We start from the raw sequence: 21,800 nt of genomic DNA on the forward strand, positions 1-21,800 counted from the left end.
CCCGGCCATAATGGGGTTGAGACCCTTACGTCAGCCGACAACCAACGGGAGCCTTTTCATGAGTGCAGATTCCACCGCCACCGCCGATTCCGTCCGCGCCGCCTACCGGGTGCGGGCCTCAGACCTGGTGGGCCGCAACTGGCTGAACACCGGCGGCAAGCAGCTGGGGCTGGGCGACCTGCGCGGCAAGATTACGATCCTGGACTTCTGGACCTTCTGCTGCATCAACTGCCTGCACGTGCTCGACGAGCTGCGCCCGCTGGAGGAAAAGTACTCGGACCTGCTGGTCATCGTCGGCGTCCACTCCCCGAAGTTCGAGCACGAGGCCGATCCGGTCGCCCTCGCGGCTGCAGTGGAGCGCTACGAGATCGCCCACCCCGTCCTGGACGACCCGGAGCTGGAGACCTGGCAGGCCTACTCCGCCCGCGCCTGGCCGACCCTGGTGGTCGTGGACCCCGAGGGCTATGTTGCGGCACACCTCTCCGGGGAGGGCCATGCCGCCGGGCTCGAATCGCTGGTCGACGAGCTGGTGGCCGAACACGAGGCCAAGGGCACCCTGAACCGCGGCGACGGACCCTACGTCGCCCCGCCGGCCCGCGAGGGCGACCTGCGCTTCCCGGGCAAGGTCCTGGCGCTGGCCGACGGCACGTTCCTGGTCGGCGACTCCGGCCACCACCGCCTCGTCCAGCTCGACGGCGACCTGTCCACCGTCATCCGCACCATCGGCTCGGGGGAGCGCGGCCACGCCGACGGCACCGCCGACACGGCGGCCTTCAACGAACCCCAGGGTCTGGCCCTGCTGCCCGCGGACGTGGCCACCGTGGTCGGCTACGACGTCATCGTCGCCGACACCGTCAACCACCGGCTGCGCGGGGTCGACCTAGCCACCGGGAACGTCACCACCGTGGCCGGCAACGGCATCCAGCGCCTGCTCGACGCCGAGACGGCCCGCGCTGCCGGCGATGCGGCCAACGATCCCGACGCGTGGGTCTCCGACCTCGGTGCCGAACCGCTGGACACCTCGCTCTCCTCGCCGTGGGACGTGCTCTGGTCTGCGGCCTCCTCCCGGGTCATCATTGCGATGGCCGGCACCCACCAGATCTTCGCGTTCGACCCGGTCACCGGTGCGCTGGACGTCTTCGCCGGCACCGGGCTGGAGGGCCTGCAGGACGGGGCGCCCGGGCAATCCTGGTTCGCCCAGTCCTCCGGACTGGCCGACGACGCGGCGGGCAACATCTGGGTCGCCGACTCCGAGACGTCGGCGCTGCGCGTGCTGCGCCTGGACGAGGCAGGATCCGTCGCCACGGTCGACACCGCGATCGGCGCCGGGCTGTTCGACTTCGGCTTCCGCGACGGCGAGGCCGACCAGGCGCGCCTGCAGCACCCGCTCGGCGTCACCGTGCTGCCGGACGGGTCGGTGGCAGTCGCCGACACCTACAACGGTGCGGTGCGCCGGTACGATCCGGCCACCGGGACGGTGTCCACCCTGGCCCGCGATCTGGCCGAGCCCTCCGATGTCCTGCTGGACACCTCGGTTGACGGGGACCCGGTGCTGCTGGTCGTCGAGACCAACCAGCACCGCCTGGTCCGCCTGCCGCTGCCGAAGGAGGCGCTCACCGTCGACGAGGGTGCGGCGCAGACCCAGCGGCCCAAGACGCCGGTCGCACCGGGCATCCACGAGATCAGCGTGCGCTTCTCGGCCCCGAAGGGCCAGAAGCTCGATGACCGGTGGGGGGACCCGACGCAGCTGAAGATCTCCTCCTCGCCCGAGGAACTGCTGCTGGCCGGTGGCGGCACCTCCACCGGCCTGACGCGCACGCTGGAACTGAACCCGGACATCGCCGATGGGGTCCTGCACATCACCGCCCGCGCCGCCTCCTGCGACGGCGAGCCCGGCGGCGAGATCCCCGACCATGCCGCCTGCCACCTCTACCAGCAGGACTGGGGCATCCCGGTGGTGCTGGAGCACGACGGCGACACCGGGCTGACGCTGGACCTGCGCGGCCTGGACTAGGCACCCCGACCCCACCAGGCGGCGGGAAGTCCCACGACGGGGCTTCCCGCCGTCGTCGTTGGGTGACCGGCGCCATGGTGAAGACACGGCGACGAGAGTATTGTTAGCATCGCTAAGCAACTAATTGTCCGCGCGCGACGACGCCCAGCCGCCGACCCGGATGCGAGCCCAGGAGTGCCGTGCCCCCGCAGGAAACCGAAGAATTCGACGACGACCTTGCCGCCCGGTTGCGGGTGGCCATCATGCGCGTCTCGCGGCGCCTCCGCGTGGAGGTCGGGGGCGGCATGGTCACCGCCGGACAGTATTCCGTCCTGGTGGCGCTATGGCATGATCCGCAGACCCTGGGGCAGCTGGCAACCCGCGAACGCGTCACCGCACCCTCGATGACCCGGATCGCCAAGGCGCTGGAAGAGGGCGGCTACGTGGAACGCACCGGGCACCCCGACGACGGCCGGCAGGTGCTGGTGGTCCTCACCGATGCGGGCCGGACAGTCGTGGACCACGTCCGCAACCAGCGCACGGCCTGGCTCTCCCGCCACGTCGCCGACCTCGACGCGGACGACCGGGCCACCCTGCGTCGGGCCGCCGAACTGCTGACGGAGATGAACGCCCGATGAGCCAGATGTTCAAGGCGCTGGCCACACCGAACTATCGGCTGTGGGTCTCCGGGGCACTGGTGTCCAATATCGGGACCTGGATGCAGCGCGTGGCGCAGGACTGGCTGGTGTTGACCGTGCTGACGGACAATTCCGGAACGGCCACCGGTATCACCACCGGGCTGCAGTTCCTCCCGATCCTCTTCCTGGGTCCCTACGCCGGGCTCGTCGCGGACCGGTACGACAAACGCAAGCTGCTGCTCATCACCCAGACCATCATGGGGCTCTGCGCGCTCGTCCTCGGCCTGCTGGTGCTCACCAACACCGCCGAACTCTGGCATGTGTACCTGCTGGCCTTCGTGCTGGGGCTGGCCAGCGCATTCGACGCACCGGCCCGGCAGGCCTTCGTCTCCGAGGTCGTCGGACCGGACGACGTGCCCAATGCCGTGGCCCTGAACAGCGCCTCGTTCAACCTGGCGCGCCTGGCCGGCCCCGGCGTCGCCGGTCTGGTCATCGCCTGGTTGGGTACCGCCCCGGCGTTCCTGATCAACGCCGCCAGTTTCGCCGCGGTGCTGCTCTCGATCTGGAAGATGAAGCCGGAGCTGCTCTACACGCCCAAGCCTGCGGTGCGCGCCAAGCACCAGATCCGCGAGGGCATGCACTACATCAAGGGCCGCCCCGACCTGGTCATGATCCTCGTCCTGGCGGGCGTGATCGGTACCTTCGGGCTGAACTTCCAGATCACCAACGCCATGATGGCCACCCAGGCCTACGGGGTGGGGCCGGGGGAGTACGGGCTGCTCGGTTCCGTGATGGCCGTCGGGACGCTCGGCGGTGCCCTGCTGGCCGCCCGCCGGGGCCGGTTCAGGCTGCGTTACCTGATCGGTGGCGCGATCCTCTTCGGCGTGTTCAGCATCGGCGCCTCGGTGATGCCGACGTTCTGGCTGTATGCCCTCGCCCTGATACCGGTTGGATTGGCCTCGCTGACGTTCCTGAACAGCTGCAACACCTCGATCCAGCTCTCCGTCGAGCCGCGGTTCCGCGGACGCGTGCTGGCGATCTACATGATGGTCATCCAGGGCGGTACGCCCATTGGCGCCCCGCTGGTCGGGTGGCTCGGCACCGAGTTCGGGGCCCGCTGGTCGATCGCCGCCGGCGGCATCATCGCCCTGGCCGCCGGTCTCTGGGCGCTGCAATTCGTCCGCCGGGGCCGCCTCAACCAGCCGGTGTTCGCCACCGGCGACGGCCAGCCGGCCGGAGCCGAGCCGGAAGCCCAGGGCCACGACGTCCAGGAACAGGACCTCCGGGGCGGGGACGACGACGCCCGGGAGGGCCGATCGGCATCGAGCCAGCGGCCGGAGTAGCCCGGGTCAGTATCCGACGACCGGCGTCACGGTCACCGAGTCGCCGGAGAGCTCCAGCTTGGCCGTGAAGCCGAAGTCGTGCTCGATGGTGTTCTCCATCCTGACTCCGGTCATCAGGTTCTGTTCCACCAGGTTCAGGGACGTGCCGACCTCCAACGGACGCAGCACCCAGCCGCCGTCGTAGGGGCCGATTTCGACCTCCGGGTACCGGGTGATCTTCCAGTGGATCGAGTCCGAGGAGACCCGTGCCTCGGTGTCGTAGCTCAGGGGGCAGCCGGCGGGTTTGAGGACCTGCTGCTTCGCGCAGTCGTCCAGGTACTGGTGCAGTTGTGCGTCGACGTCCTTGACCAGCTTTTCGGTGGGCTTGGTCGTCAGCTGGAGACCGTCGGTTCCGGCCGCGGATGCGGAGTCGACGACGACGCGGCGTTTGGCCCCCTGGAAGTACTTGTCCCGGTAGCTGGACTCGACCACCGCGGGGAGGAAGACGGGCAGCTTCGCCGCACCCTTGGCCAGCGGAGCCGCCTGGCCGTTGACGCGCACCTCGTTGGTCGTGTCCGCGGTGACGGTGACCTGCGGAAGGTCGGTGGCGGCAAACGCCCAGCGGTCGAAGAACAGCCAGTCCCGGCCCGTCCGGGTCAGGTGGAACACGGTTTCGTGGTCCTTCCCGTTGACCTGGTACGTGGTGGTGACCTCGACCTTGCCGTCGGTGACCTCCCGGGCGTCCTGCACCGTGAAGCCCTCGATCGGCTGGACGGCGGCCTGCAGGGCCTCGCCGTCCAGCAGCAGGGCGTTGCCCTTCGGGGCCGCGGGGTCCAACAGGCCCATGGCCTGTTCACCCTCCCCGGCCTGCAACATCCCGAAGTATGAGCTGACCTGCCGTTCGGGCCCGAAGACCTTCTGGTTCACCAGCGTGATGGTCACGACGGCGGCGATGGCGAGGACCATCAGCACGGCCAGCCAGAGGGCCAGGACCCGGATGGGCGAGGAAGCGTTTTTCACCTGTTACACGTTACCGGGAATGCCGTCGCCCCCGTGAAACGAGGACGACGGCGGTGATCGGCCTAGCGGCGACGGCGACGGCGGGTGCCGAACATGCCGCGCATGAATTCCTTGCCCAGGATCCCGGCGGCCTGAAGTGCGAAGTCCATGACGGGATTGTCCTGCTTGGCCGGCGGCCGGCTCTTCGACGGGCGTCGTTCCTCGGGCGCCCGCCCAGGCTCCGCATCGCCAGTGGCGCCCTCCGTGCCCGGGGCGACGGCGTCGTCGTGCCCTGCGGCGCGGGCCGCGAGGACCTCGAAGGCGGATTCACGGTCCACCGCGGTGCCGTACTCCTGCATCAGCGGGGAGGAGGCGGCGACCTGCCGGACGGTGTCGGCGGGGGAGGCGCCCATGTTCGAGGTGGGGCTCCACATCCGTGTCCACGCGACGGGGGTCGGCGCCCCCCTCTCGTTCATGACGACGACGACCGCCTCGCCGGTACCGGCCTGGGTCAGCGCCTCGTTGAGGTCGTAGTCGCTGGACGGGAACGTGGAGACGGTGGCCTTCAGCGCCTTGGCGTCGTCCGGGGTGAAGGCGCGCAGGGCATGCTGGACGCGGTTGGCCAGCTGGCCGAGGATCTCCCCGGGAACGTCCTTGGGGGTCTGCGTGATGAAGAAGACCCCGACGCCCTTGGAACGGATCAGGCGCACCGTGTTGGTGATCGAATCCATGAACGCCTTGGAGGCGTCGTTGAAGAGCAGGTGGGCCTCATCGAGGAAGAAGACCAGTTTCGGCTTGTCGGCATCGCCGACTTCCGGCAACTCCTCGAAGAGGTCGGCCAGCAGCCAGATGAGGAACGTGGAGAAGACCAGCGGCTGCTGCAGCAGCGAAGGCAACTCCAGGCAGGAGAGCACCCCGCGGCCGTCGTCGGCGATCCTGAGCAGTTTCGTGGTGTCGAATTCCGGTTCGCCGAAGAACTTCTCCATGCCCTTGGCCTCGAGGGCGACCAGTTCGCGCAGCAGCACCCCCGCGGTGGCCGAGGACAGCCCGCCGAGTTCGGCCAGGTCGGCCTTGCCCTCGTCGGAGGTCAGGTGCTGGATGACCGCCCGGAGGTCCTTGAGGTCGTAGAGCTCCAGGTCCTTTTGGTCGGCGTAATGGAAGACCAGCAGGAGGCTGGACTCCTGCGTCTCGTTCAGCTCCATGATGCGGGCCAGCAGCACGGGCCCGAACGAGGAGACGGTGGCGCGGATCGGGATGCCCTCGCCGCTGCCGCCCAGGCTGTAGTAGTCGACCGGGAAGGACGCCGCCTCCCATTCCATGCCGACCGACTGGGTGCGCGCGAGCAGCTTCTCGCCGCCCGTGCCCGGGGTGGAGAGCCCGGTCAGGTCGCCTTTCACGTCCGCCAGGAACACCGGGACCCCGGCATTGGAGAGCTGCTCGGCCATGACCTGCAAGGTGATGGTCTTGCCGGTGCCGGTCGCCCCGGCCACCAGGCCATGGCGGTTCATCATCTTCAGGGGCAGCCTCACCTGCGCCTCGGGATGGACTTGGCCGTCGACCAGGGCCGCGCCCAGGGAGATCGACCCGCCTTCGAAGGTGTAGCCGCTGCTGATCTTCTCGACTTGCTGTTCCGGTGTGCTCTTCGCCATGGGGTCAGCCTATGCGCACGCAGGCCGCGTCGCACGGGATTTCCTCAATGACGTGCGGCGCGGTCGCTGTGGTGTGCGGCGCAGCCGGCTCATCCGATGGCGGAAACCATGGGGCCGGGGGCTACGGGACCGGATGCGACGGCACCGCCCCCGTCGGGTCGGCTATCCCAGAAAGGCGGCCAGGTTCCCGCCGTAGGCGGAGAGGCCGAGTGTTTGGGCCAACCGCAGGGAGGGCCGGTTGTCCAGCGCGGACCGCCAGACGACCAGTCCCGAGAGGCGACACGCCTCCGCGCAGGCAGCGCGGCCCAACCGATAGCCCAAGCCGCCCCCGCGAAATCCGGGAGCGACGAGGATGCCCACGTCCGCCGGGGCCCCGTCCCACAGGTGCAGTACTGCGGCACCGGCAATCCTGCCGTCCACATGCAGTAGCAGGACAGTATGTGGTTCGTCGGCCAATCCGGCCTCCGACCATTCGCCGTCGGTGACAACGGACCGCAGTGCGGCCAGGGATGCGCGGTTTCCGACTGTGATGGATGGGTCCCGGACGCGTGCACAGCCCGTCCCGTAGAAGTGACGGGCCGGGCCGATGACCTTCGTGGCGCGGGCGGTTCTGCTCCAGAACAACGGATCCATGAGGCCCCCAGCAGGCAGCCCGCGAATCAGGAGTTCAAGCTCTGCGCGACGCTCCGGCAGGCACCGCACGCGGACCGAAGTGCCGACCTGCACGACCAGGGCACCGTCCCAATCGCCCTCCCGCCCAATGACCCGGGTGGGGGCACTCCGCGACGGCGGGCCGCCCAGGACGTGATCCCAGTAGGTATCGACGCGGTGGCGCACGGCGGAATCCATGTCGACATCATGCCAGCGGTGGCCGCCTGCCGTCATCCGCCGGCACCGTCGACGGCATCGCCGGCTCAGAAGGGGTTGAGCAGGCGGTGCACGAATTGCTTGGTGCGCTCCTCACGGGGTGCGCGCAGGACGGTATCCGGGTGCCCCTGCTCGACGACGACACCACCGTCCATGAACACCACGTGGTCCGCGACCTCGCGGGCGAAGGCCAATTCATGGGTGACCAGGACCATCGTCCACCCTTCCTGGGCCAGTTCCTTGATGACCGTGAGCACGTCCCCGACGAGCTCCGGGTCCAGTGCAGAGGTCGGCTCGTCGAAGAGCAGGAGCGAGGGCTTGAGCGCCAGGGCACGGACGATGCCCACCCGCTGCTGTTGGCCGCCGGATAGCTCGTGCGGGTACTGGCCGGCCTTCTCCGCCAGCCCGACCCGCTCCAGCAGCGATGTCGCCTCCGCGACGGCCTCGGCTTTCGGGCGTCGTTGGACCTGGATGGGACCCTCGATGACGTTCTGCAGGACGGTCTTGTGCGGGAAGAGGTTGTAGTTCTGGAAGACCATGGCGCTGCGGGTGCGCAGCGACTGGGCCACCTTCGTTCCGGTCGAGGCCGAGAACGTGACGGATGGCCCACCGGCGAAGGCAACGGTACCGGCATCGGGTTTCTCCAGCCCGTTCAGGCAGCGCAATACCGTCGTCTTGCCCGAGCCGGACGGCCCAATGAGCGCCAGCACCCCGCCCGAATCCACGGTCAGGTCAATCGAGGTCAGGACGTGGTTGCTGCCGAAGGACTTCTGCAGCCCGGTCACCTGCAGCAGCGGCTCAGTGGGCGACATAGCGATCCAGCCTTTCCTCGATCTTCGACTGCCCGGAGGAGAGGACCAGGCAAAAGACCCAGTAGACCAAGGCGGCCTCCAGATAGAGCAGCATGAACTGCTGGCTGAATGCCGCCACTTCCTGGGCCTTGCGGAACAGCTCCGTCACCAGGATCAACGAGGCGAGCGAGGTGTCCTTGACCAGCGAGATGAAGGTGTTCGACAACGGCGGGACGGATACCCGGGCCGCCTGCGGCAGGATCAACCGGCGCAGGGCCTTGCCGCGCGACATGCCGATCGTGTAGCCGGCTTCCCACTGACCGCGGGGCACCGAGAGGATCGAGGCGCGGATGACCTCGGCGGCGTACCCACCGACATTGAGCGAGAAGGCGATGAGCGCGCTCGGCCAGGGGCTCAGCGTCACCCCGATCGAAGGCAACCCGTAGAAGATCACGAACAACTGCACCAGCAGCGGCGTTCCACGGATGACGGAGATGTAGGCGCGGGCGATCCATGCCAGCACCCGGCTGGAGCCAATGCGCATCAGCGCTACGAGCAATGCCAGCAGCAGGCCGAGCACGAAGCTGGCCAGCGAAAGGGGGATGGTCCCCGCCAGGCCGCCGAGCACGATCGGCCACAGCGAGTCCAGGAACAGGGCCCAGTCGATGTTCATGGGGTCAGACTACGCGCCGGGCCTACTTCGAGACGTCCTCGCCGAAGTACTTGTCCGAGAGCTTGGCCAGGGTCCCGTCGGCCTGCAGTTCCCCCAGCGCGTCGTCGACGGCCTTGACCAGGTCATTGCTGCCCTTCGGGAACGCCAGGGCGCTCTCGGAGGTCTCCTTAGTCTCGGCGGCGACCTTGATCCCCTCGTCCGGAGTGGATTTCTGGTAGTCGAGGTAGGTCAGCTGGTCGTTGATCGTGGCGTCCACCCGGCCCTGCTTGAGCAGTGTGACGGATTGGGCCCACCCTTCGACGCCCTGGACCTTGGCGCCTGACTTTTCGGCCAGGGTCTTCCAGTTGCTGGTCAGCGACTGGGCCGTGGTCTTGCCCTCCAGGTCGGCGAACGAGGAGATGCTGTTGTCGTCGGCCCTTGTGACGATGACCCCCTTGCTGATCGTGTAGGGCGTGGAGAACTCGTACGCCTTCTTGCGCTGGGCGTCGATGGTCACCTGGTTGGCGATGACGTCGAACCTGCCGGCCTCCAGGCCGGCGAAGATCGCATCCCACTGGGTCTCCTTGAATTCCGGCTTGACCCCGAGCTTGTCCGCGACGGCCGTGACGACCTCGACGTCGTATCCGGTCAGGTCCCCGGTGCCGCCCTCATGATACGAGAAGGGCTTGTAGGTACCCTCGGTGCCCACCGTCAGCACGCCGGCGTCCTTGACCTCCTGCAGCGTCAGGCCGTCCGCCACCTTCTCGGACGGGGTCCCCGATTCCGGGCTGGAGGAGCAACCGGAGACGGCGAACGCCAGGGCGAGGGTGGCGGCGGCCAACGGCAGGAGACGACGGTTCATGGGGTGGGGTCCTTCGGGGCGGGCGGACGGTGGTCCGGGATCGGCAGGGGCCCGGCGGTCACCGGGAATTTCGAACGCTAACACCCCCAGCGTCGACGGGCTGTCGATTATTCCGAAGTACGACGGCGGTGCGCTACTGCAGGTGGTCCATGGCTTCACAGGGGCTGGTGCCCGGATCCGTCCGGTGGATGTGCAGGGCGAGGCGCGAGACCAGGCTGCCGAGGTCCCGGGCATCTTGCTCGGCCAGCCCGGCCAACAGCTCGCCCTCGGCGATGGCCACCCGCTGCTCGTACTCGGCGAGCATGTGCCGACCGGCAGCAGTAGCAATGATCTTGCGGGCACGGCGGTCCGCCGGATCCGGAATGCGTTCCACGACGCCGGCAGAGACGAGCGCGTCAAGAAGGTACGTCAGGACCGTTCGGTCAATGGCCAGATGCGTGCCCAGTGCCTGCTGGTTCGGGGGGTCCTGGTGCACCACTGTCGACAGCACCTGGTAGCCGCGGATGCCGGAGGGCATGCCCTCGACGGCGCTCTCGAAGAGGACCTGGTAGCCGCGCAGCACCATGCCGAGGTTCCAGCCCAGGTCGCCGGGTACCGACGTTTTACCGTGCTTTTCCACCGCTTCGTCCACTTCAACCATGGGCCAACTCTACAACAATGAGCGATGTTGCACAGATATTCTGTCGGATATATAGTCTGTGGAACAACATAAATATCTACTAGTCCTTTCATGGAGGGTCCCGGATGAAAAATGAGCTGTCCTTGGCGACAACGGCGACCATAGGGGTCCTCGGCGCAGGCCGCGTCGGCACCGCCGTGGCGCGGCAGGCGCTCAAGGCCGGCTATCGGGTGAAGGTGGCCACCTCCAAACCCGTCGATGAGATCTCGCTCATCGTCGAAGTCGTCATTCCTGGAGCCATCGCCGTGGAGGCCGCCGAAGCCGCGGCCGCCGACCTCGTGGTGGTGGCCGTTCCGCTCCATAAATACAGGTCGTTGGACCCGGCCCTGCTGCTGGGGAAGCCGGTCATCGACGTCATGAACTACTGGCCGACAACCGACGGCGAAATCGACGAATTCATCGACGACCCACGCGGCAGCAGCGAGATCGTCGCCGATTTCCTGTCCGGCGCGCTGGTCGTGAAATCGCTCAACCACATCGGCTACCACGACCTGGAGGAAGACGACAGGCTGCCCGGGGCAGGGGATCGCCGGGCGTTGGCCCTGGCAGGGGACCATGGCGTAGCGAAGTCCCTTGTGGCCACGTTCATCGACCGCCTGGGCTACGACGCCTTCGACGCGGGCCCGTTGGCCGCGGGGCGCTTCTTCGGCCCGGGCACGGAGGTCTTCAACGGCAGCCACTCGCTGGAACAGATGTCGACGCTGCTCGCCGACGCCTCGGTCGCCGCGTAGGCGACCTCCACAACCAGGAGAATGGAGAATGACCATGGAAATCGGCGCCTACAGCTTCGGTGACACCCAGCGCAACCCCGACGGCAGCGAACGAACCACGACCGAGGCCGTGCAAAACCTTTTCGAGGCGATCGTCCACGCCGATGGGGTCGGACTCGACTACTTCGGAATCGGCGAACACCACACCACCTCGATGCCGGCCTCGTCACCCGGAACGATCATCGCGGCCGCTGCCGGCGCCACGCGCAGGATCACCCTGGGCAGCGCGGCCAGCATCATCAGCACCGATGACCCCGTCCGGATCTTCCAGCAGTTCGCCACCGCCGACGCCATCGCCGGCGGGCGCGTGGAAATCACCGCCGGCCGCGGTTCGTCGGTGGAGACTTTCCCGCTCTTCGGCTACGACCTGCGGGACTACGACGAGCTCTACGCCGACAAGCTCGACCTGTTGATGACGATCAACAACAGTCCCACGCCCACCGTGGACTGGTCCGGGAAGCGCAGGCCGGCCATCGGCGGCCTGGCAGTGGTCCCGCGACCCGCCAAGCCACGGCTGCCGATCTGGTTGGCCACCGGGGGAAACGCCGGATCGTCGGCCCGGGCAGGGAAACTCGGGCTGCCGATCTCCTATGGAATCATCGGCGGCGCACCCCACCGCTTTGCACCACTCGCCGAGCTCTACCGGCGTTCGGCAGCGCAGGCCGGGCACGCGGGGGAGCAGATCAAGGTTTCGGTGGCGGCCCTCGGGCTGGTCGCCCCCACCAAGCAGCAGGCGCTGGACCGGTTCCATCCCGGCTGGCACAACCTCAACGTCGAGATGGGCCGGCTGCGTGGCTGGCCCGCGCCCGACAAGCGCGACTTCCTGGCGCAGGCCGAAGCGCCGGGCGCCTACTACGTCGGTGATCCCGACGAAATTGCCGCGCGGATCGTCCACCTGCACGGCTACCTCGGCCACGTCCGCCACTTCCTCCAGATGGATATCGGGGGGCTGCCGCACGAACACTTCCTGGAATCCCTCACCCTGTTGGCCACCGACGTCAAACCACGCGTGGAGCGGTTGTTGGCGGCCAAGTGATCGACCGCTGCAACGTCAGCTGTGGAGAATGACCGGGACGAGCATCATCGCCGGCACCGCCGCGATCGTGGTGAGCAGGACGGTGTCCTTCGCCACCACCAGGCCCTGCTCGTACCGGGAGGCGGTGACGAAGACGTTCTGCGCCGACGGTAGCGCCCCCATGATCACCACGGCGAACAGGTCCGGCCCCTCGAGACGGAAGATCAGCGAGCCGGCCACCCAGGCCAGAACGGGATGAACGAGCAGCTTCAAACCGGTGCCGACCAGGACATCGGAGCGGCGGGCCGACACCTTTTCCAACGGCTTGGACCCGACCAGCGAGATCCCGAACGCAATCAGCATGGCCGGGATCGAGGCGCCCGCAATGAGTTCGACGGGTTCCTGGATGGGCTGGGGCAGCTTCCACCCGAAAACGGCGAAGAGCAGGCCCACCAGCGATGCGACGATCATGGGGTTGCGCAAGGTGGTGAGGACCATGGCCGTGGGGGTGGTCCGGCGGCGTGAGCTGCTGGCATCCAGGAAGATCAGGAAGATCGGGCTCCACAGCGCAAGCTGGAACAGGATGACCGGGGCAGCATGGGACGTGTTGCCCAGGACGTAGGCGGCGATCGGCAGGCCCAGGTTTGCCGAATTCACGGTTGAGGCGCTCATGGCCCCGATGAGGCGTTCGGGGCGGTCCCGCTTGAGCCACCAACCGGTGATCGCGAAGTAGAGGAGGGCGACGCCGGCCGCACTGACGGCTGCGACGCCGAGGCTGGGGCCCAACACGGCTGCCGGATCGGAATCCGCGACGGTGATGAACAGCAGGGCCGGGCTGGCGACGAAGAACGTCAGCCGGTTCAGGACGAAGCGGGCATCGGGTCCGAGGACCCCGGTGCGTCCGACGAGGTAGCCGACGATGATGACGGCCCAGACGACGGAGAAACCGGAGAGGACCCCGAGCACGTCCTAGAAGTCCGCCGGCATTCCGGCGATGGCGTGCGGCGGGCGCACGTCGCCGGTGGAGAGGGACTCCGACGGGTCGGAACCGAGGGCGACCATGGAGTTGTTCGCGTCGACGTGGACCACCCGCGGGACGTAGCTGCGGGCCTCGGCGGTTTCCATCTCTGCATAGCTGATGAGGATGACCGTGTCGCCCGGGTGGACGAGGTGGGCCGCGGCGCCATTGATGCCCAGTACCCCGCTGCCGCGGTCCCCGGCGATGGTGTAGGTCTCGAGCCGGGCACCGTTGGTGACGTCCACGATGCTGACCAGCTCGCCGGGGAGGATGTCGGAGGCCTCGAGGAGGTCGAGGTCCACGGTCACCGAGCCGACGTAGTGCAAATCGGCGTGCGTGACGGTGGCGCGGTGGATCTTTGACTTGAACATTGTGCGTTTCATGGCAGACCTATCCTACGCGTCGCCCGGCGTCCGGGGCGCGTACCCGGACACAAAGAGAGCGGGCGACGGGAATCGAACCCGCGTGTCCAGCTTGGGAAGCTGGCGCTCTACCATTGAGCTACGCCCGCAAAACACCCGCCGGTCCGTTCGTACCCGCGGGTGCATCTCAGCATATCCCACACGCCGCTGACATGCATCTTGTGTCGTCCGGGCCGCCGGTTTCAGCCGGCTCCCGCCGGATGACTGGTGTGGTGCAGGCGGTTCGACACGGCTTGGGTCAGCGGTTCGGCCATGCGGGTTGCCACGGGCCCCAGGACCGCCAACAGCATCACGTAGGTGGTCGCCAGTGCCGCCAGTTCCGGCGAGGCCCCGCCGCCGGCCACCGCCAGGCCGGCGATCACGATGGAGAACTCGCCGCGGGCGATCAGGACCGTGCCGGCGCGGATCCGGCCCGGTATCCCGATGCCGGCCCTCCAGGCTGCCCAGGCTCCCGTGGCGACCTTCGTCACGGAGGTGAGCGCCGCCAGCCCCAGCGCCAGCAGGAAGACCGGCGGAATGGTGGCCGGGTCGGTGTTGATGCCGAACACCACGAAGAACATGGCGGCGAACAGATCGCGCAACGGGGCCAGGACCTTGGCCGCCGAGTGGGCCGTGGATCCGGAAATCGCGATGCCCAACAGGAAGGCGCCGACGGCGGCGGATACCTGCAGGGCGGCGGCGACCCCGGCGACCAGTAGGGCCGCCCCGATGAGCTTGAGCAGGAAGTTCTCCTGGTCCGGGGAGTGGATCAGCCGGGAGATCAGTGGGCCGTACCGCAGGGCCAGCAGCAGGACCGCCGTGACAGCCAGGAGGGCGATACCCACGGCCCGCAACCCGCCCAGGAAGCTCACCCCGGCCAGCGCCGCCGTGAGGATGGGCAGGTATACGGCCATCACCAGGTCCTCGAGGACGAGGATGGACAAGACGACGGGGGTTTCCCGGTTGCCCAGCCGGCCCAGGTCGGAGAGGACCTTGGCGCAGATGCCGGAGGAGGAGATGTAGGTGACCCCGCCCAGCACCAGGGCGCCGATGACCCCCCACCCCAGGATGAGTGCCAGCGCGGCGCCCGGCGCGAAATTCAGGACCAGATCGATCAGGCCCGCCACCCAGGAGCGGCGCAACCCGGTCACCAGTTCCTTGGCGGTGTATTCGAGGCCGAGCATCAGCAGCAACAGGACCACGCCGAGTTCGCTGGCGATGTCGCCGAACTCCGCGATGCCGGAGAGCGGCACGATGCCGCCATGCCCGAAGACCAGCCCACCCAGTAGGTACAGCGGGACCGGGGACATGCCGATCCGACCCGCCAAACGTCCGAGCAGCCCGAGGCCGAGGAAGACAGCCCCAAGCTCGATCAGGACGAGGGTGGTGTGGTCCACTGGCGGGTCCTATCCGTTGTTGAGCAGGTGGGCGGCCTTGTCCAGGCCATCGGGGGTGCCGACCACGATGACCACATCCCCGGCCGCCAGCTCAAACGACGGCGGCGGGGAGGCATGGACCTGGCCGCTGCGGGAGATCGCGACGATGGAGGCGTGGGTGCGGGTGCGCAGGTGGGTGTCCCCGAGGGTCCGGTCTGCATAGGGGCTGTCTTGGCTCAAAACGAATTGCTGGGTGCTCACTCCGGGCAGCTCACGGTGCTCGGCGGTGAGGTCAGCCACCAGTTGCGGGGCGCCGAGCAGCCCGCCGATCGCTGCGGCCTCCTCGTTGGTCAGGGGGATGGCCGCCTGGCAGGCGTCGGGGTCCTGGCGCTCGGAGATGATCAGCTCCATGCCGCCATCGCGTTTGACGACGACACCGACGCGTCGCCCCGTCGCCAACATCACGTCGCGACGTACCCCAATTCCGGGGAGGGGGGTTTCTTCCAGATTCATGCTTCCAGCGTAGACCTCGGGCCGCCCGGCAGCACGGGCCCATCTGCGGGAAAGCAGATGGCCGCCGCCGGGAACCCGGCGGCGGCCATCTGGAGGTGGACTTGGGGCGCTCAGGCGCCCGGGGCAGTCCCGCCGTCGTCCGTCGTGGCGGTGGGTGCCTGCCCGGCAGGGGAGCCGTCGGGGGCGAAGTCCCGCTTGATGGCCTCGACCCCGTCGGCCGGGATCTCGAAGCCCAGCTGGTGTCCGGGATTCAGCACCAGGCCGGCGCCGGAGAGGTTGTCGATGACCGCTGCCCCGACCACGCGCACGGCGAAGGGGGCCTCGGCGATGTAGGTCTCCGGAATACGGTTAACGTGCGTGAACAGGGCGATCACCGGTTCGCCGTCCTTGTTCTGCAGCAGCAGCGGCTGGACGTTGTCGGTTTCCTCGGTCACCTGTTCACGGCTGAGAAAGAAGACCTCCTCGGACAGGAACGTCGCGATGACCTGTCCCGCCTGGGTCTCGTCGGCCTGCCCGTCGTGGAGCACCGTCTCGAGATGCGTCTGCGGTTCGTCGGGATCCGGGGTTCCGGTGGGGGTCTGGGTTGGCTCTTCGCTCATGCCATCCAGCCGATCACGCCCGCCGACGAAGCGCAACCCGCCCCGCCGCAACGAAGGGGCAACGGTTCGGGGAACGGCGCGGCCCCGAATTAGACTGGAGCCAAATACCCCACCGGATGCCAAGGATGCCCCATGACCGAGTTCCAGTACGAGGACCTGCTGCCGATCGGCCAGGACGAAACCACCTACCGCCGCATCGCCACCGAGGGCGTGCGCCCCGTCGAGGGACCCGGAGGCAGGACGTTCCTCGAGGTGGATCCGGAAGCCCTGTCGCACCTGGCGCGGACCGCATTGCACGACATCTCGCACTACCTGCGCCCGGCCCACCTGCAGCAGCTGCGCAACATCCTCGACGACGAGGAGGCCAGCGCCAATGACAAATTCGTCGCGTTGGATTTGCTGAAGAACGCCAACATCGCCGCCGGCGGCATCCTGCCGATGTGCCAGGACACCGGCACGGCCATCGTCATGGGCAAACGCGGGCAGCGTGTGCTGACCCAGGGGCCGGACGAGAAGGACCTGTCGCAGGGGATCTACGACGCCTACACGCAGTTGAACCTGCGCTACTCCCAGCTGGCACCGTTGACGACATGGGAGGAAAAGTCCACCGGCAACAACCTGCCGGCCCAGATCGAGCTCTACGCCGACACCGAACCGGGCCATGAGGACCAGTACAAGTTCCTCTTCATGGCCAAGGGCGGCGGCTCGGCCAACAAGTCCTTCCTCTACCAGGAGACCAAGGCGATCCTGAACGAGAACGCCATGTTGACGTTCCTGGACGAAAAGCTGCGGTCGTTGGGAACGGCTGCCTGCCCTCCGTACCACCTGTCGATCGTGATCGGCGGGACCAGCGCCGAATTCGCCCTGAAGACCGCCAAGTACGGCTCCGCGAAGTACCTGGACAACCTGCCCACCACCGGCGCGATGACCGGACGCGGCTTCCGCGATGTGGAGCTCGAGGAGAAGGTCCTGGAACTGACGCGCCACTTCGGGATCGGCGCCCAGTTCGGCGGCAAGTACTTCTGCCATGACGTGCGCGTGGTGCGGCTGCCCCGCCATGGGGCCTCCCTGCCGGTGGCGATCGCCGTTTCCTGTTCGGCGGACCGCCAGATGCTGGCCAAGATCACCGCTGACGGTGTCTTCGTCGAGCAGCTCGAGACCGATCCTGCCCGCTTCATGCCCGACGATTCCCACCCGGCCCTCGCCGCCCACGACGACGAGACCGACGGGGTCACCGGAACCGGCGGCTCGTCGGTGGTCAAGATCGACCTGAACCGGCCCATGGACGATATCCTCGCCGAGCTGTCCAGGCACCCCGTGAAGACCCGGCTGTCGCTCACCGGGCCGCTGGTGGTCGCCCGGGACATCGCCCACGCGAAAATCCGCGAACGCCTCGACGCCGGAGAGGACATGCCGCAGTACCTCAAGGACCACCCGGTCTACTACGCCGGCCCCGCGAAGACACCCGAGGGCATGGCCTCCGGGTCCTTCGGCCCCACCACTGCAGGACGCATGGACTCCTACGTCGACCAGTTCCAGGCAGCCGGTGGTTCCATGGTCATGCTCGCCAAGGGAAACCGCTCCCGCCAGGTGACCGAGGCCTGCAACAGCCACGGCGGCTTCTACCTGGGATCCATTGGCGGCCCCGCGGCCCGGCTGGCCCAGGACTGCATCCGCAAGGTCGACGTCCTCGAGTACGAGGAGCTGGGCATGGAGGCCATCTGGAAGATCGAGGTCGAGGACTTCCCGGCGTTCATCGTGGTCGATGACAAGGGCAACGACTTCTTTGCCGAGACGCTCAAGCCGACGTTCACCGGGATCCCGGTCCGCGCCCGGTAGCAGGGGCCCACGGGGCCGCCGGCGGCGTCAGCGCGCTGCCGCGGACCGGGCCCACTCGGGCATCCAGCCGGTTTCCTCGGCGCGGCGGGCCTCGCGTTCGGCGGCGGCCTGGCGCAGCGCGTCCTGCACGGCCGCCTGCCGTTGGGCCTCGGCCTGCTTGCGGGCAGTACCTTCGCTCTCTGCCTCCCGGGCCTGGACGAGTTGGTCGGAATACTCTTCGAAGGTGGCGACGCCCTCGGCGCGCATCTTCCGCGCCGCCGTCGTGCCCACATAACGCAGGTGCCACGGTTCGAAGTTGTAGCCCGTCGTCTGCTGCTGGTCCTTTGGATACCGGATGATGAACCCGAACTCGGCGGCGTGCGCGGCCGTCCACTTCCCGGCCGGCAGATCGGCCAGGCAGGCCCGGAGGGAGCACTGGCCGCTGGCCGCGCCGATGTCGACCGAAAGGCCCAGCTGGTGTTCACTGGTCCCGGGCCGCGCCGAGATCTTCGAGGCGTATTCCTTGCCATACATGTTCGTGTACCGGTGGAACAGGGCCACCTGGTGGTCGTAGGAGCGGTAGGCGCTTTCCACGATGAGCCCCTGTCCGTCCTCGCGGGCGGCGGCGAGGAGCTTCTCCAGGGCAGTCGCCGCCTGGGGAACCATCCGTGATCCGGAGCCGTCGACGGGCACCAGCTTCTTCGGCGTGTAATCCCGCGGCCGCAGCGGGTGGTGCTCGTTGACCAGCACCAGCGGGGAGGTGGGGTCGAGGGTGTAGGCCGCGAAGTCCTTTTCCTGGCTGTCGACCGCCGATTTCCGCTCGTGGCCGGCATCCCCCGCGGTGGGCGTCGGATCCGACGACGGCGATGCCTGGGTGTCCTGGAGGTCGCCGACGGGGGAAGCCAGTGCCGCGCTGGTGGGCAGCAGGAAGGAGACCGCGAGGGCGACCGTGGTGGCCACCGCGGCCGGACGGCGGTGCAGGCGAAGGGATGTCGGCATGGGCTTCATGGTGTGCCGGACGGTCCGCGACGCTCGCGGTGCCGCTCAACCCACCGACTTCAGGATAACGCCGTCCGGGCCGCATGGGCTAGTTTGGAACCGTGCTGATCTCAGACCGCGACATCCGGACAGAACTGGACTCCGGGCGCATCGGGCTCGACCCGTATGACCCCCAGATGATCCAGCCCGCCAGCGTCGACGTCCGCCTGGACCGTTTCTTCAGGCTTTTCGACAACCACAAGTACGCCCATATCGATCCGGCCCAGGAACAGCCCGAGCTGACGCGGCTCGTCGAGGTCGACCCCGCCGAACCGTTCATCCTGCATCCGGGGGAATTCGTCCTCGGGTCGACCTACGAGCAGGTCACGCTTCCCGACGACGTCGCCGCCCGGCTCGAAGGCAAGTCATCCCTGGGGCGCCTGGGCCTGCTGACGCACTCGACCGCCGGGTTCATCGACCCGGGGTTCTCCGGGCACGTGACCCTGGAGCTATCGAACATGGCGACGCTGCCAATCAAGCTCTGGCCCGGATCCAAGATCGGCCAGTTGTGCTTCTTCAAGCTGTCCTCCGCCGCGGAACACCCCTACGGTGACGGAAAGTACGGCAACCGGTACCAGGGCCAGCGCGGCCCGACGGCATCACGGAGCCACCTGAACTTCCACCGCACCGAGCTCGGCGCGTAGCCTCCCAGCCCGCGGGCCGGACCCGCGGGTCAGCCCCGGCCGGTGAACGGCATCCCGGTGGCGGTGACCACCAGCGAATCCACCGTGACCTCCAACGGCAGCTCGGCCAGCTGGCGCACGAGGCGGGCAGCGTGTGCCACGTCGAAGACCGGTTCGATCCGGGTGCTGCCGTCGGCCTGCACGGTCCCGGTGGTGAATCCGGCGGTGAGCTCGGTCGCGGTGTTGCCGATATCGATCTGCGACGCGGTGATGGAGAAGCCTCGTCCGTCCAGCGAGATCGACTTCGTCAACCCGGTGATGGCGTGTTTCGTCGTCGTATAGGCGACGGAGGAAGGCCGCGGGGCGTGGGCGGAGATGGACCCGTTGTTGATGATGCGCCCACCCTGCGGGGTCTGGGCCTTCATGGTGCGCACCGCGGCGGCGGCACAGAGCATGCTGCCGGTCAGGTTCACCGCGACGACGTCGTTCCAATCGCCGACGGTGATCTCGTCCACTGCCGCCCTCGGCCCGAAGGTCCCGGCGTTGTTGAACAGCACGTCCACCCGCCCCCAGGTCCGGGAGACGGTGTCGAACAGGGCCTGGACCTGCTCGGGGACGGTGATGTCGGTGGGGACCACGAGGGCCCGCGGGTGGCCGTCGGCGGTCTGTTCCAGGGCTCCGGGCCGGCGTCCGGCCACGGCCACGCGCCAGCCGGTGGCCAACAGTTCGCGGGCCACGGCCCGGCCGATTCCCGACCCGGCGCCGGTGACGACCAGGACTCCTGGATCGGGCGTGTGGGGGTGCAGTGGTGCGGTCATGGGGTGTCGTCTTCCGCGTGGTGTGGCGTGCCCGGCTTGTGCACGGGGATCAGGAGGGCCAGGCCGACGAGCAGCACCAGCATGATGCCCAGGATGCCGTAGCGCTGGGCTCCGCCTGGGGCGACGTGCGGGGCGGCCAGCGCGATGGCGGCCGAGAACAGCGCCGGAGCCAGGAAGGACACCGCCCGTCCGGTGGTGGCGTAGAGGCCGAACAGCTCGCCCTCCTTGCCGGTCGACGCCAGCCGGGCGAGGAACGCGCGGGAGGAGGCCTGGGCGGGGCCGACGAACAGGCACAGCAGGAGGCCGAAGACCCAGAAGCCGGAGGCACCGGGGGAGAGGAAGACGCCGGTGGCGGCGACCAGCAATCCGATGAGGGAGCCGACGATGACCGCCTTGGGGCCGATCTGGTCATCGAGCAGTCCGCCGATCATGGCCCCCGCGGCGGCGACGACATTGCCGACGATGGCGAAGATGATGACCTGGCTGAGCTCGAAGCCGAACGTCCCGGCGGCGATGACGCCGCCAAAGGTGAAGACGGCCGCCAATCCGTCGCGGAACACGGCGGCGGCGATGAGGAAGAAAACGGTGTGCGGCTCGGTGCGCCACAGCGACTTCACGCTGCGCGCCAGCTGGCGGTAGGACTCCAGGAAGCTCACGCGCGCCATCTTCTGGCGGCGCTTGACCTCGGGGACGGCAAAGAGGACCGGCAAACCGAAACCGAAGAACCACAGCGCGGAGAACACGGCGACCAGCCGGAGGTTCAGCGACCCGTCGGTGGAGGCGCCGGGCCAATCCACCACGGGTTGGACGAAGAGGAAGAGCACCAGCGCCAGGGCGAGGATGCCCCCGAGGTAGCCCATCCCCCAACCGAATCCGGAGACCTTGCCGATCGTCGCCGGGGTGGAGATCTGCGGGAGCATCGCGTTGTAGTTCACCGCCGCGAACTCCGAGAAGACGCTGGCCACCGCGATCAGCGTGGCCCCGAGGATGAGGAAGCGCGGATCCGGCAGGACGAAGAAGCAGGCCGCAGTCGCCAGGGCGACCAGCACGGTGTTCACGCCGAGCCAGAACCGCCGTCGACCCCCTGCGTCGGAGCGCTGTCCCGTCACCGGGGCCAGGAGGGCGATGACGACGCCGGCGATCGCCAGGGCATTGCCCAGGACCGCGGAGTTCGCGTCGGTGTCGCCGAAGAGGGAACTGGTCAGGTAGACCGTGAACACGAAGGTCGTCATCACGGCGTTGATCGCCGCGGACCCCCAATCCCAGGAGGCCCAGGCCAGGACCTGTTTCGAAATCGTCGCCGCACCGCGGGACGGGAGGGCCGTGGGCGTGGCGTTCGGGCTCATGCCTGCATCGTAA

The 21,800-nt window shown here is 68.2% G+C and carries 22 protein-coding genes and 1 tRNA gene; 7 read left to right on the top strand and 16 right to left on the bottom strand.

Annotation, left to right across the window (positions count from 1 at the left end):
* Nucleotides 1-58 precede the first annotated feature (58 nt).
* From AC1MEQ_RS13635 to AC1MEQ_RS13645, 3 genes are all read left to right on the top strand, one after another.
* On the top strand, nt 59-2,014 hold the full coding sequence (locus AC1MEQ_RS13635) for an NHL domain-containing thioredoxin family protein (protein WP_479791449.1): 1,956 nt from the start codon (nt 59-61) through the stop codon (nt 2,012-2,014).
* 179 nt (nt 2,015-2,193) lie between these two features.
* Nucleotides 2,194-2,631 (top strand): MarR family winged helix-turn-helix transcriptional regulator, encoded by a 438-nt coding sequence (locus AC1MEQ_RS13640; RefSeq protein ID WP_479791450.1) that lies wholly within the window; start codon nt 2,194-2,196, stop codon nt 2,629-2,631.
* Nucleotides 2,628-3,974, top strand: coding sequence for an MFS transporter (locus AC1MEQ_RS13645; RefSeq protein WP_479791451.1), 1,347 nt, complete (start codon nt 2,628-2,630; stop codon nt 3,972-3,974). The genes AC1MEQ_RS13640 and AC1MEQ_RS13645 overlap by 4 nt, the downstream gene beginning before the upstream one ends.
* A gap of 6 nt (nt 3,975-3,980) precedes the next feature.
* On the opposite strand, the gene AC1MEQ_RS13650 is transcribed toward AC1MEQ_RS13645, so the two are convergent.
* From AC1MEQ_RS13650 to AC1MEQ_RS13680, 7 genes are all read right to left on the bottom strand, one after another.
* Nucleotides 3,981-4,973: a hypothetical protein gene (locus AC1MEQ_RS13650; RefSeq protein ID WP_479791452.1), complete on the bottom strand. Its 993-nt coding sequence runs from the start codon at nt 4,971-4,973 to the stop codon at nt 3,981-3,983.
* A gap of 62 nt (nt 4,974-5,035) precedes the next feature.
* Complete coding sequence (locus tag AC1MEQ_RS13655; protein WP_479791453.1) at nt 5,036-6,601, bottom strand: helicase HerA-like domain-containing protein; 1,566 nt, start codon at nt 6,599-6,601, stop codon at nt 5,036-5,038.
* 162 nt (nt 6,602-6,763) lie between these two features.
* Nucleotides 6,764-7,450, bottom strand: a complete 687-nt coding sequence (locus tag AC1MEQ_RS13660) for a GNAT family N-acetyltransferase (RefSeq protein ID WP_479791454.1) — start codon at nt 7,448-7,450, stop codon at nt 6,764-6,766.
* A gap of 65 nt (nt 7,451-7,515) precedes the next feature.
* Entirely contained in the window at nt 7,516-8,280 is a 765-nt protein-coding gene (locus AC1MEQ_RS13665; RefSeq protein WP_479791457.1) for an amino acid ABC transporter ATP-binding protein, read from the bottom strand.
* Nucleotides 8,267-8,932, bottom strand: coding sequence for an amino acid ABC transporter permease (locus AC1MEQ_RS13670; RefSeq protein ID WP_479791462.1), 666 nt, complete (start codon nt 8,930-8,932; stop codon nt 8,267-8,269). The genes AC1MEQ_RS13665 and AC1MEQ_RS13670 overlap by 14 nt, the downstream gene beginning before the upstream one ends.
* Nucleotides 8,933-8,954: 22 nt before the next feature.
* A complete protein-coding gene (locus tag AC1MEQ_RS13675) occupies nt 8,955-9,773 on the bottom strand; it encodes an amino acid ABC transporter substrate-binding protein (protein WP_479791467.1) in 819 nt (272 codons plus the stop codon).
* Nucleotides 9,774-9,906: 133 nt separating this feature from the next.
* Nucleotides 9,907-10,413: a MarR family winged helix-turn-helix transcriptional regulator gene (locus AC1MEQ_RS13680; RefSeq protein ID WP_479791472.1), complete on the bottom strand. Its 507-nt coding sequence runs from the start codon at nt 10,411-10,413 to the stop codon at nt 9,907-9,909.
* 104 nt (nt 10,414-10,517) lie between these two features.
* Here AC1MEQ_RS13680 and AC1MEQ_RS13685 point away from each other — a divergent pair, with 104 nt between their 5' ends.
* Nucleotides 10,518-11,183: an NADPH-dependent F420 reductase gene (locus tag AC1MEQ_RS13685; protein WP_479791477.1), complete on the top strand. Its 666-nt coding sequence runs from the start codon at nt 10,518-10,520 to the stop codon at nt 11,181-11,183.
* Nucleotides 11,184-11,211: 28 nt separating this feature from the next.
* Nucleotides 11,212-12,258 (top strand): LLM class flavin-dependent oxidoreductase, encoded by a 1,047-nt coding sequence (locus AC1MEQ_RS13690; protein WP_479791483.1) that lies wholly within the window; start codon nt 11,212-11,214, stop codon nt 12,256-12,258.
* 15 nt (nt 12,259-12,273) lie between these two features.
* Here the strand turns inward: AC1MEQ_RS13690 and AC1MEQ_RS13695 are convergent, their stop codons facing one another.
* The 6 genes from AC1MEQ_RS13695 to AC1MEQ_RS13720 form a co-directional block, all read right to left on the bottom strand.
* Nucleotides 12,274-13,203 (bottom strand): AEC family transporter, encoded by a 930-nt coding sequence (locus AC1MEQ_RS13695; protein ID WP_479791486.1) that lies wholly within the window; start codon nt 13,201-13,203, stop codon nt 12,274-12,276.
* 3 nt (nt 13,204-13,206) lie between these two features.
* On the bottom strand, nt 13,207-13,638 hold the full coding sequence (panD, locus tag AC1MEQ_RS13700) for an aspartate 1-decarboxylase (protein ID WP_479791491.1): 432 nt from the start codon (nt 13,636-13,638) through the stop codon (nt 13,207-13,209).
* A gap of 57 nt (nt 13,639-13,695) precedes the next feature.
* Nucleotides 13,696-13,766: transfer RNA gene (locus AC1MEQ_RS13705), tRNA-Gly, on the bottom strand.
* 93 nt (nt 13,767-13,859) lie between these two features.
* Nucleotides 13,860-15,053, bottom strand: a complete 1,194-nt coding sequence (locus AC1MEQ_RS13710; RefSeq protein WP_479791496.1) for a cation:proton antiporter — start codon at nt 15,051-15,053, stop codon at nt 13,860-13,862.
* 9 nt (nt 15,054-15,062) lie between these two features.
* A complete protein-coding gene (locus AC1MEQ_RS13715) occupies nt 15,063-15,545 on the bottom strand; it encodes a cation:proton antiporter regulatory subunit (RefSeq protein ID WP_479791502.1) in 483 nt (160 codons plus the stop codon).
* A 110-nt stretch (nt 15,546-15,655) separates the two neighbouring features.
* On the bottom strand, nt 15,656-16,144 hold the full coding sequence (locus tag AC1MEQ_RS13720; RefSeq protein WP_479791506.1) for an SseB family protein: 489 nt from the start codon (nt 16,142-16,144) through the stop codon (nt 15,656-15,658).
* 132 nt (nt 16,145-16,276) lie between these two features.
* Here AC1MEQ_RS13720 and AC1MEQ_RS13725 point away from each other — a divergent pair, with 132 nt between their 5' ends.
* Nucleotides 16,277-17,983 (top strand): fumarate hydratase, encoded by a 1,707-nt coding sequence (locus tag AC1MEQ_RS13725; RefSeq protein WP_479791510.1) that lies wholly within the window; start codon nt 16,277-16,279, stop codon nt 17,981-17,983.
* A gap of 27 nt (nt 17,984-18,010) precedes the next feature.
* Here the strand turns inward: AC1MEQ_RS13725 and AC1MEQ_RS13730 are convergent, their stop codons facing one another.
* A complete protein-coding gene (locus tag AC1MEQ_RS13730; protein ID WP_479791512.1) occupies nt 18,011-18,961 on the bottom strand; it encodes a M15 family metallopeptidase in 951 nt (316 codons plus the stop codon).
* 101 nt (nt 18,962-19,062) lie between these two features.
* Between AC1MEQ_RS13730 and dcd the strand changes: the two genes are divergently transcribed.
* Nucleotides 19,063-19,644, top strand: a complete 582-nt coding sequence (dcd, locus tag AC1MEQ_RS13735; RefSeq protein ID WP_479791516.1) for a dCTP deaminase — start codon at nt 19,063-19,065, stop codon at nt 19,642-19,644.
* A gap of 29 nt (nt 19,645-19,673) precedes the next feature.
* Here the strand turns inward: dcd and AC1MEQ_RS13740 are convergent, their stop codons facing one another.
* Nucleotides 19,674-20,441 carry an SDR family oxidoreductase gene (locus tag AC1MEQ_RS13740; RefSeq protein WP_479791521.1) on the bottom strand — a complete coding sequence of 256 codons (768 nt, stop codon included), beginning with the start codon at nt 20,439-20,441 and terminating at the stop codon, nt 19,674-19,676.
* Nucleotides 20,438-21,787, bottom strand: coding sequence for an MFS transporter (locus tag AC1MEQ_RS13745; RefSeq protein WP_479791525.1), 1,350 nt, complete (start codon nt 21,785-21,787; stop codon nt 20,438-20,440). The genes AC1MEQ_RS13740 and AC1MEQ_RS13745 overlap by 4 nt, the downstream gene beginning before the upstream one ends.
* Between the last annotated feature and the right edge of the window lie 13 nt (nt 21,788-21,800).

Source organism: Arthrobacter sp. ASL1, from assembly GCF_056680475.1.

What these genes read in the sequence shown, in the direction of transcription:
- AC1MEQ_RS13680 (WP_479791472.1), bottom strand. Translation starts at nt 10,413, where the DNA reads ATGGTTGAAGTGGACGAAGCGGTGGAAAAGCACGGTAAAACGTCGGTA.
- AC1MEQ_RS13675 (WP_479791467.1), bottom strand. Translation starts at nt 9,773, where the DNA reads ATGAACCGTCGTCTCCTGCCGTTGGCCGCCGCCACCCTCGCCCTGGCG.
- AC1MEQ_RS13645 (WP_479791451.1), top strand. Translation starts at nt 2,628, where the DNA reads ATGAGCCAGATGTTCAAGGCGCTGGCCACACCGAACTATCGGCTGTGG.
- AC1MEQ_RS13660 (WP_479791454.1), bottom strand. Translation starts at nt 7,450, where the DNA reads ATGGATTCCGCCGTGCGCCACCGCGTCGATACCTACTGGGATCACGTC.
- AC1MEQ_RS13685 (WP_479791477.1), top strand. Translation starts at nt 10,518, where the DNA reads ATGAAAAATGAGCTGTCCTTGGCGACAACGGCGACCATAGGGGTCCTC.
- panD (WP_479791491.1), bottom strand. Translation starts at nt 13,638, where the DNA reads ATGAAACGCACAATGTTCAAGTCAAAGATCCACCGCGCCACCGTCACG.
- AC1MEQ_RS13720 (WP_479791506.1), bottom strand. Translation starts at nt 16,144, where the DNA reads ATGAGCGAAGAGCCAACCCAGACCCCCACCGGAACCCCGGATCCCGAC.
- AC1MEQ_RS13665 (WP_479791457.1), bottom strand. Translation starts at nt 8,280, where the DNA reads ATGTCGCCCACTGAGCCGCTGCTGCAGGTGACCGGGCTGCAGAAGTCC.
- AC1MEQ_RS13670 (WP_479791462.1), bottom strand. Translation starts at nt 8,932, where the DNA reads ATGAACATCGACTGGGCCCTGTTCCTGGACTCGCTGTGGCCGATCGTG.
- AC1MEQ_RS13740 (WP_479791521.1), bottom strand. Translation starts at nt 20,441, where the DNA reads ATGACCGCACCACTGCACCCCCACACGCCCGATCCAGGAGTCCTGGTC.
- AC1MEQ_RS13635 (WP_479791449.1), top strand. Translation starts at nt 59, where the DNA reads ATGAGTGCAGATTCCACCGCCACCGCCGATTCCGTCCGCGCCGCCTAC.
- AC1MEQ_RS13725 (WP_479791510.1), top strand. Translation starts at nt 16,277, where the DNA reads ATGACCGAGTTCCAGTACGAGGACCTGCTGCCGATCGGCCAGGACGAA.
- AC1MEQ_RS13745 (WP_479791525.1), bottom strand. Translation starts at nt 21,787, where the DNA reads ATGAGCCCGAACGCCACGCCCACGGCCCTCCCGTCCCGCGGTGCGGCG.
- AC1MEQ_RS13655 (WP_479791453.1), bottom strand. Translation starts at nt 6,601, where the DNA reads ATGGCGAAGAGCACACCGGAACAGCAAGTCGAGAAGATCAGCAGCGGC.
- AC1MEQ_RS13690 (WP_479791483.1), top strand. Translation starts at nt 11,212, where the DNA reads ATGACCATGGAAATCGGCGCCTACAGCTTCGGTGACACCCAGCGCAAC.
- AC1MEQ_RS13730 (WP_479791512.1), bottom strand. Translation starts at nt 18,961, where the DNA reads ATGCCGACATCCCTTCGCCTGCACCGCCGTCCGGCCGCGGTGGCCACC.
- AC1MEQ_RS13715 (WP_479791502.1), bottom strand. Translation starts at nt 15,545, where the DNA reads ATGAATCTGGAAGAAACCCCCCTCCCCGGAATTGGGGTACGTCGCGAC.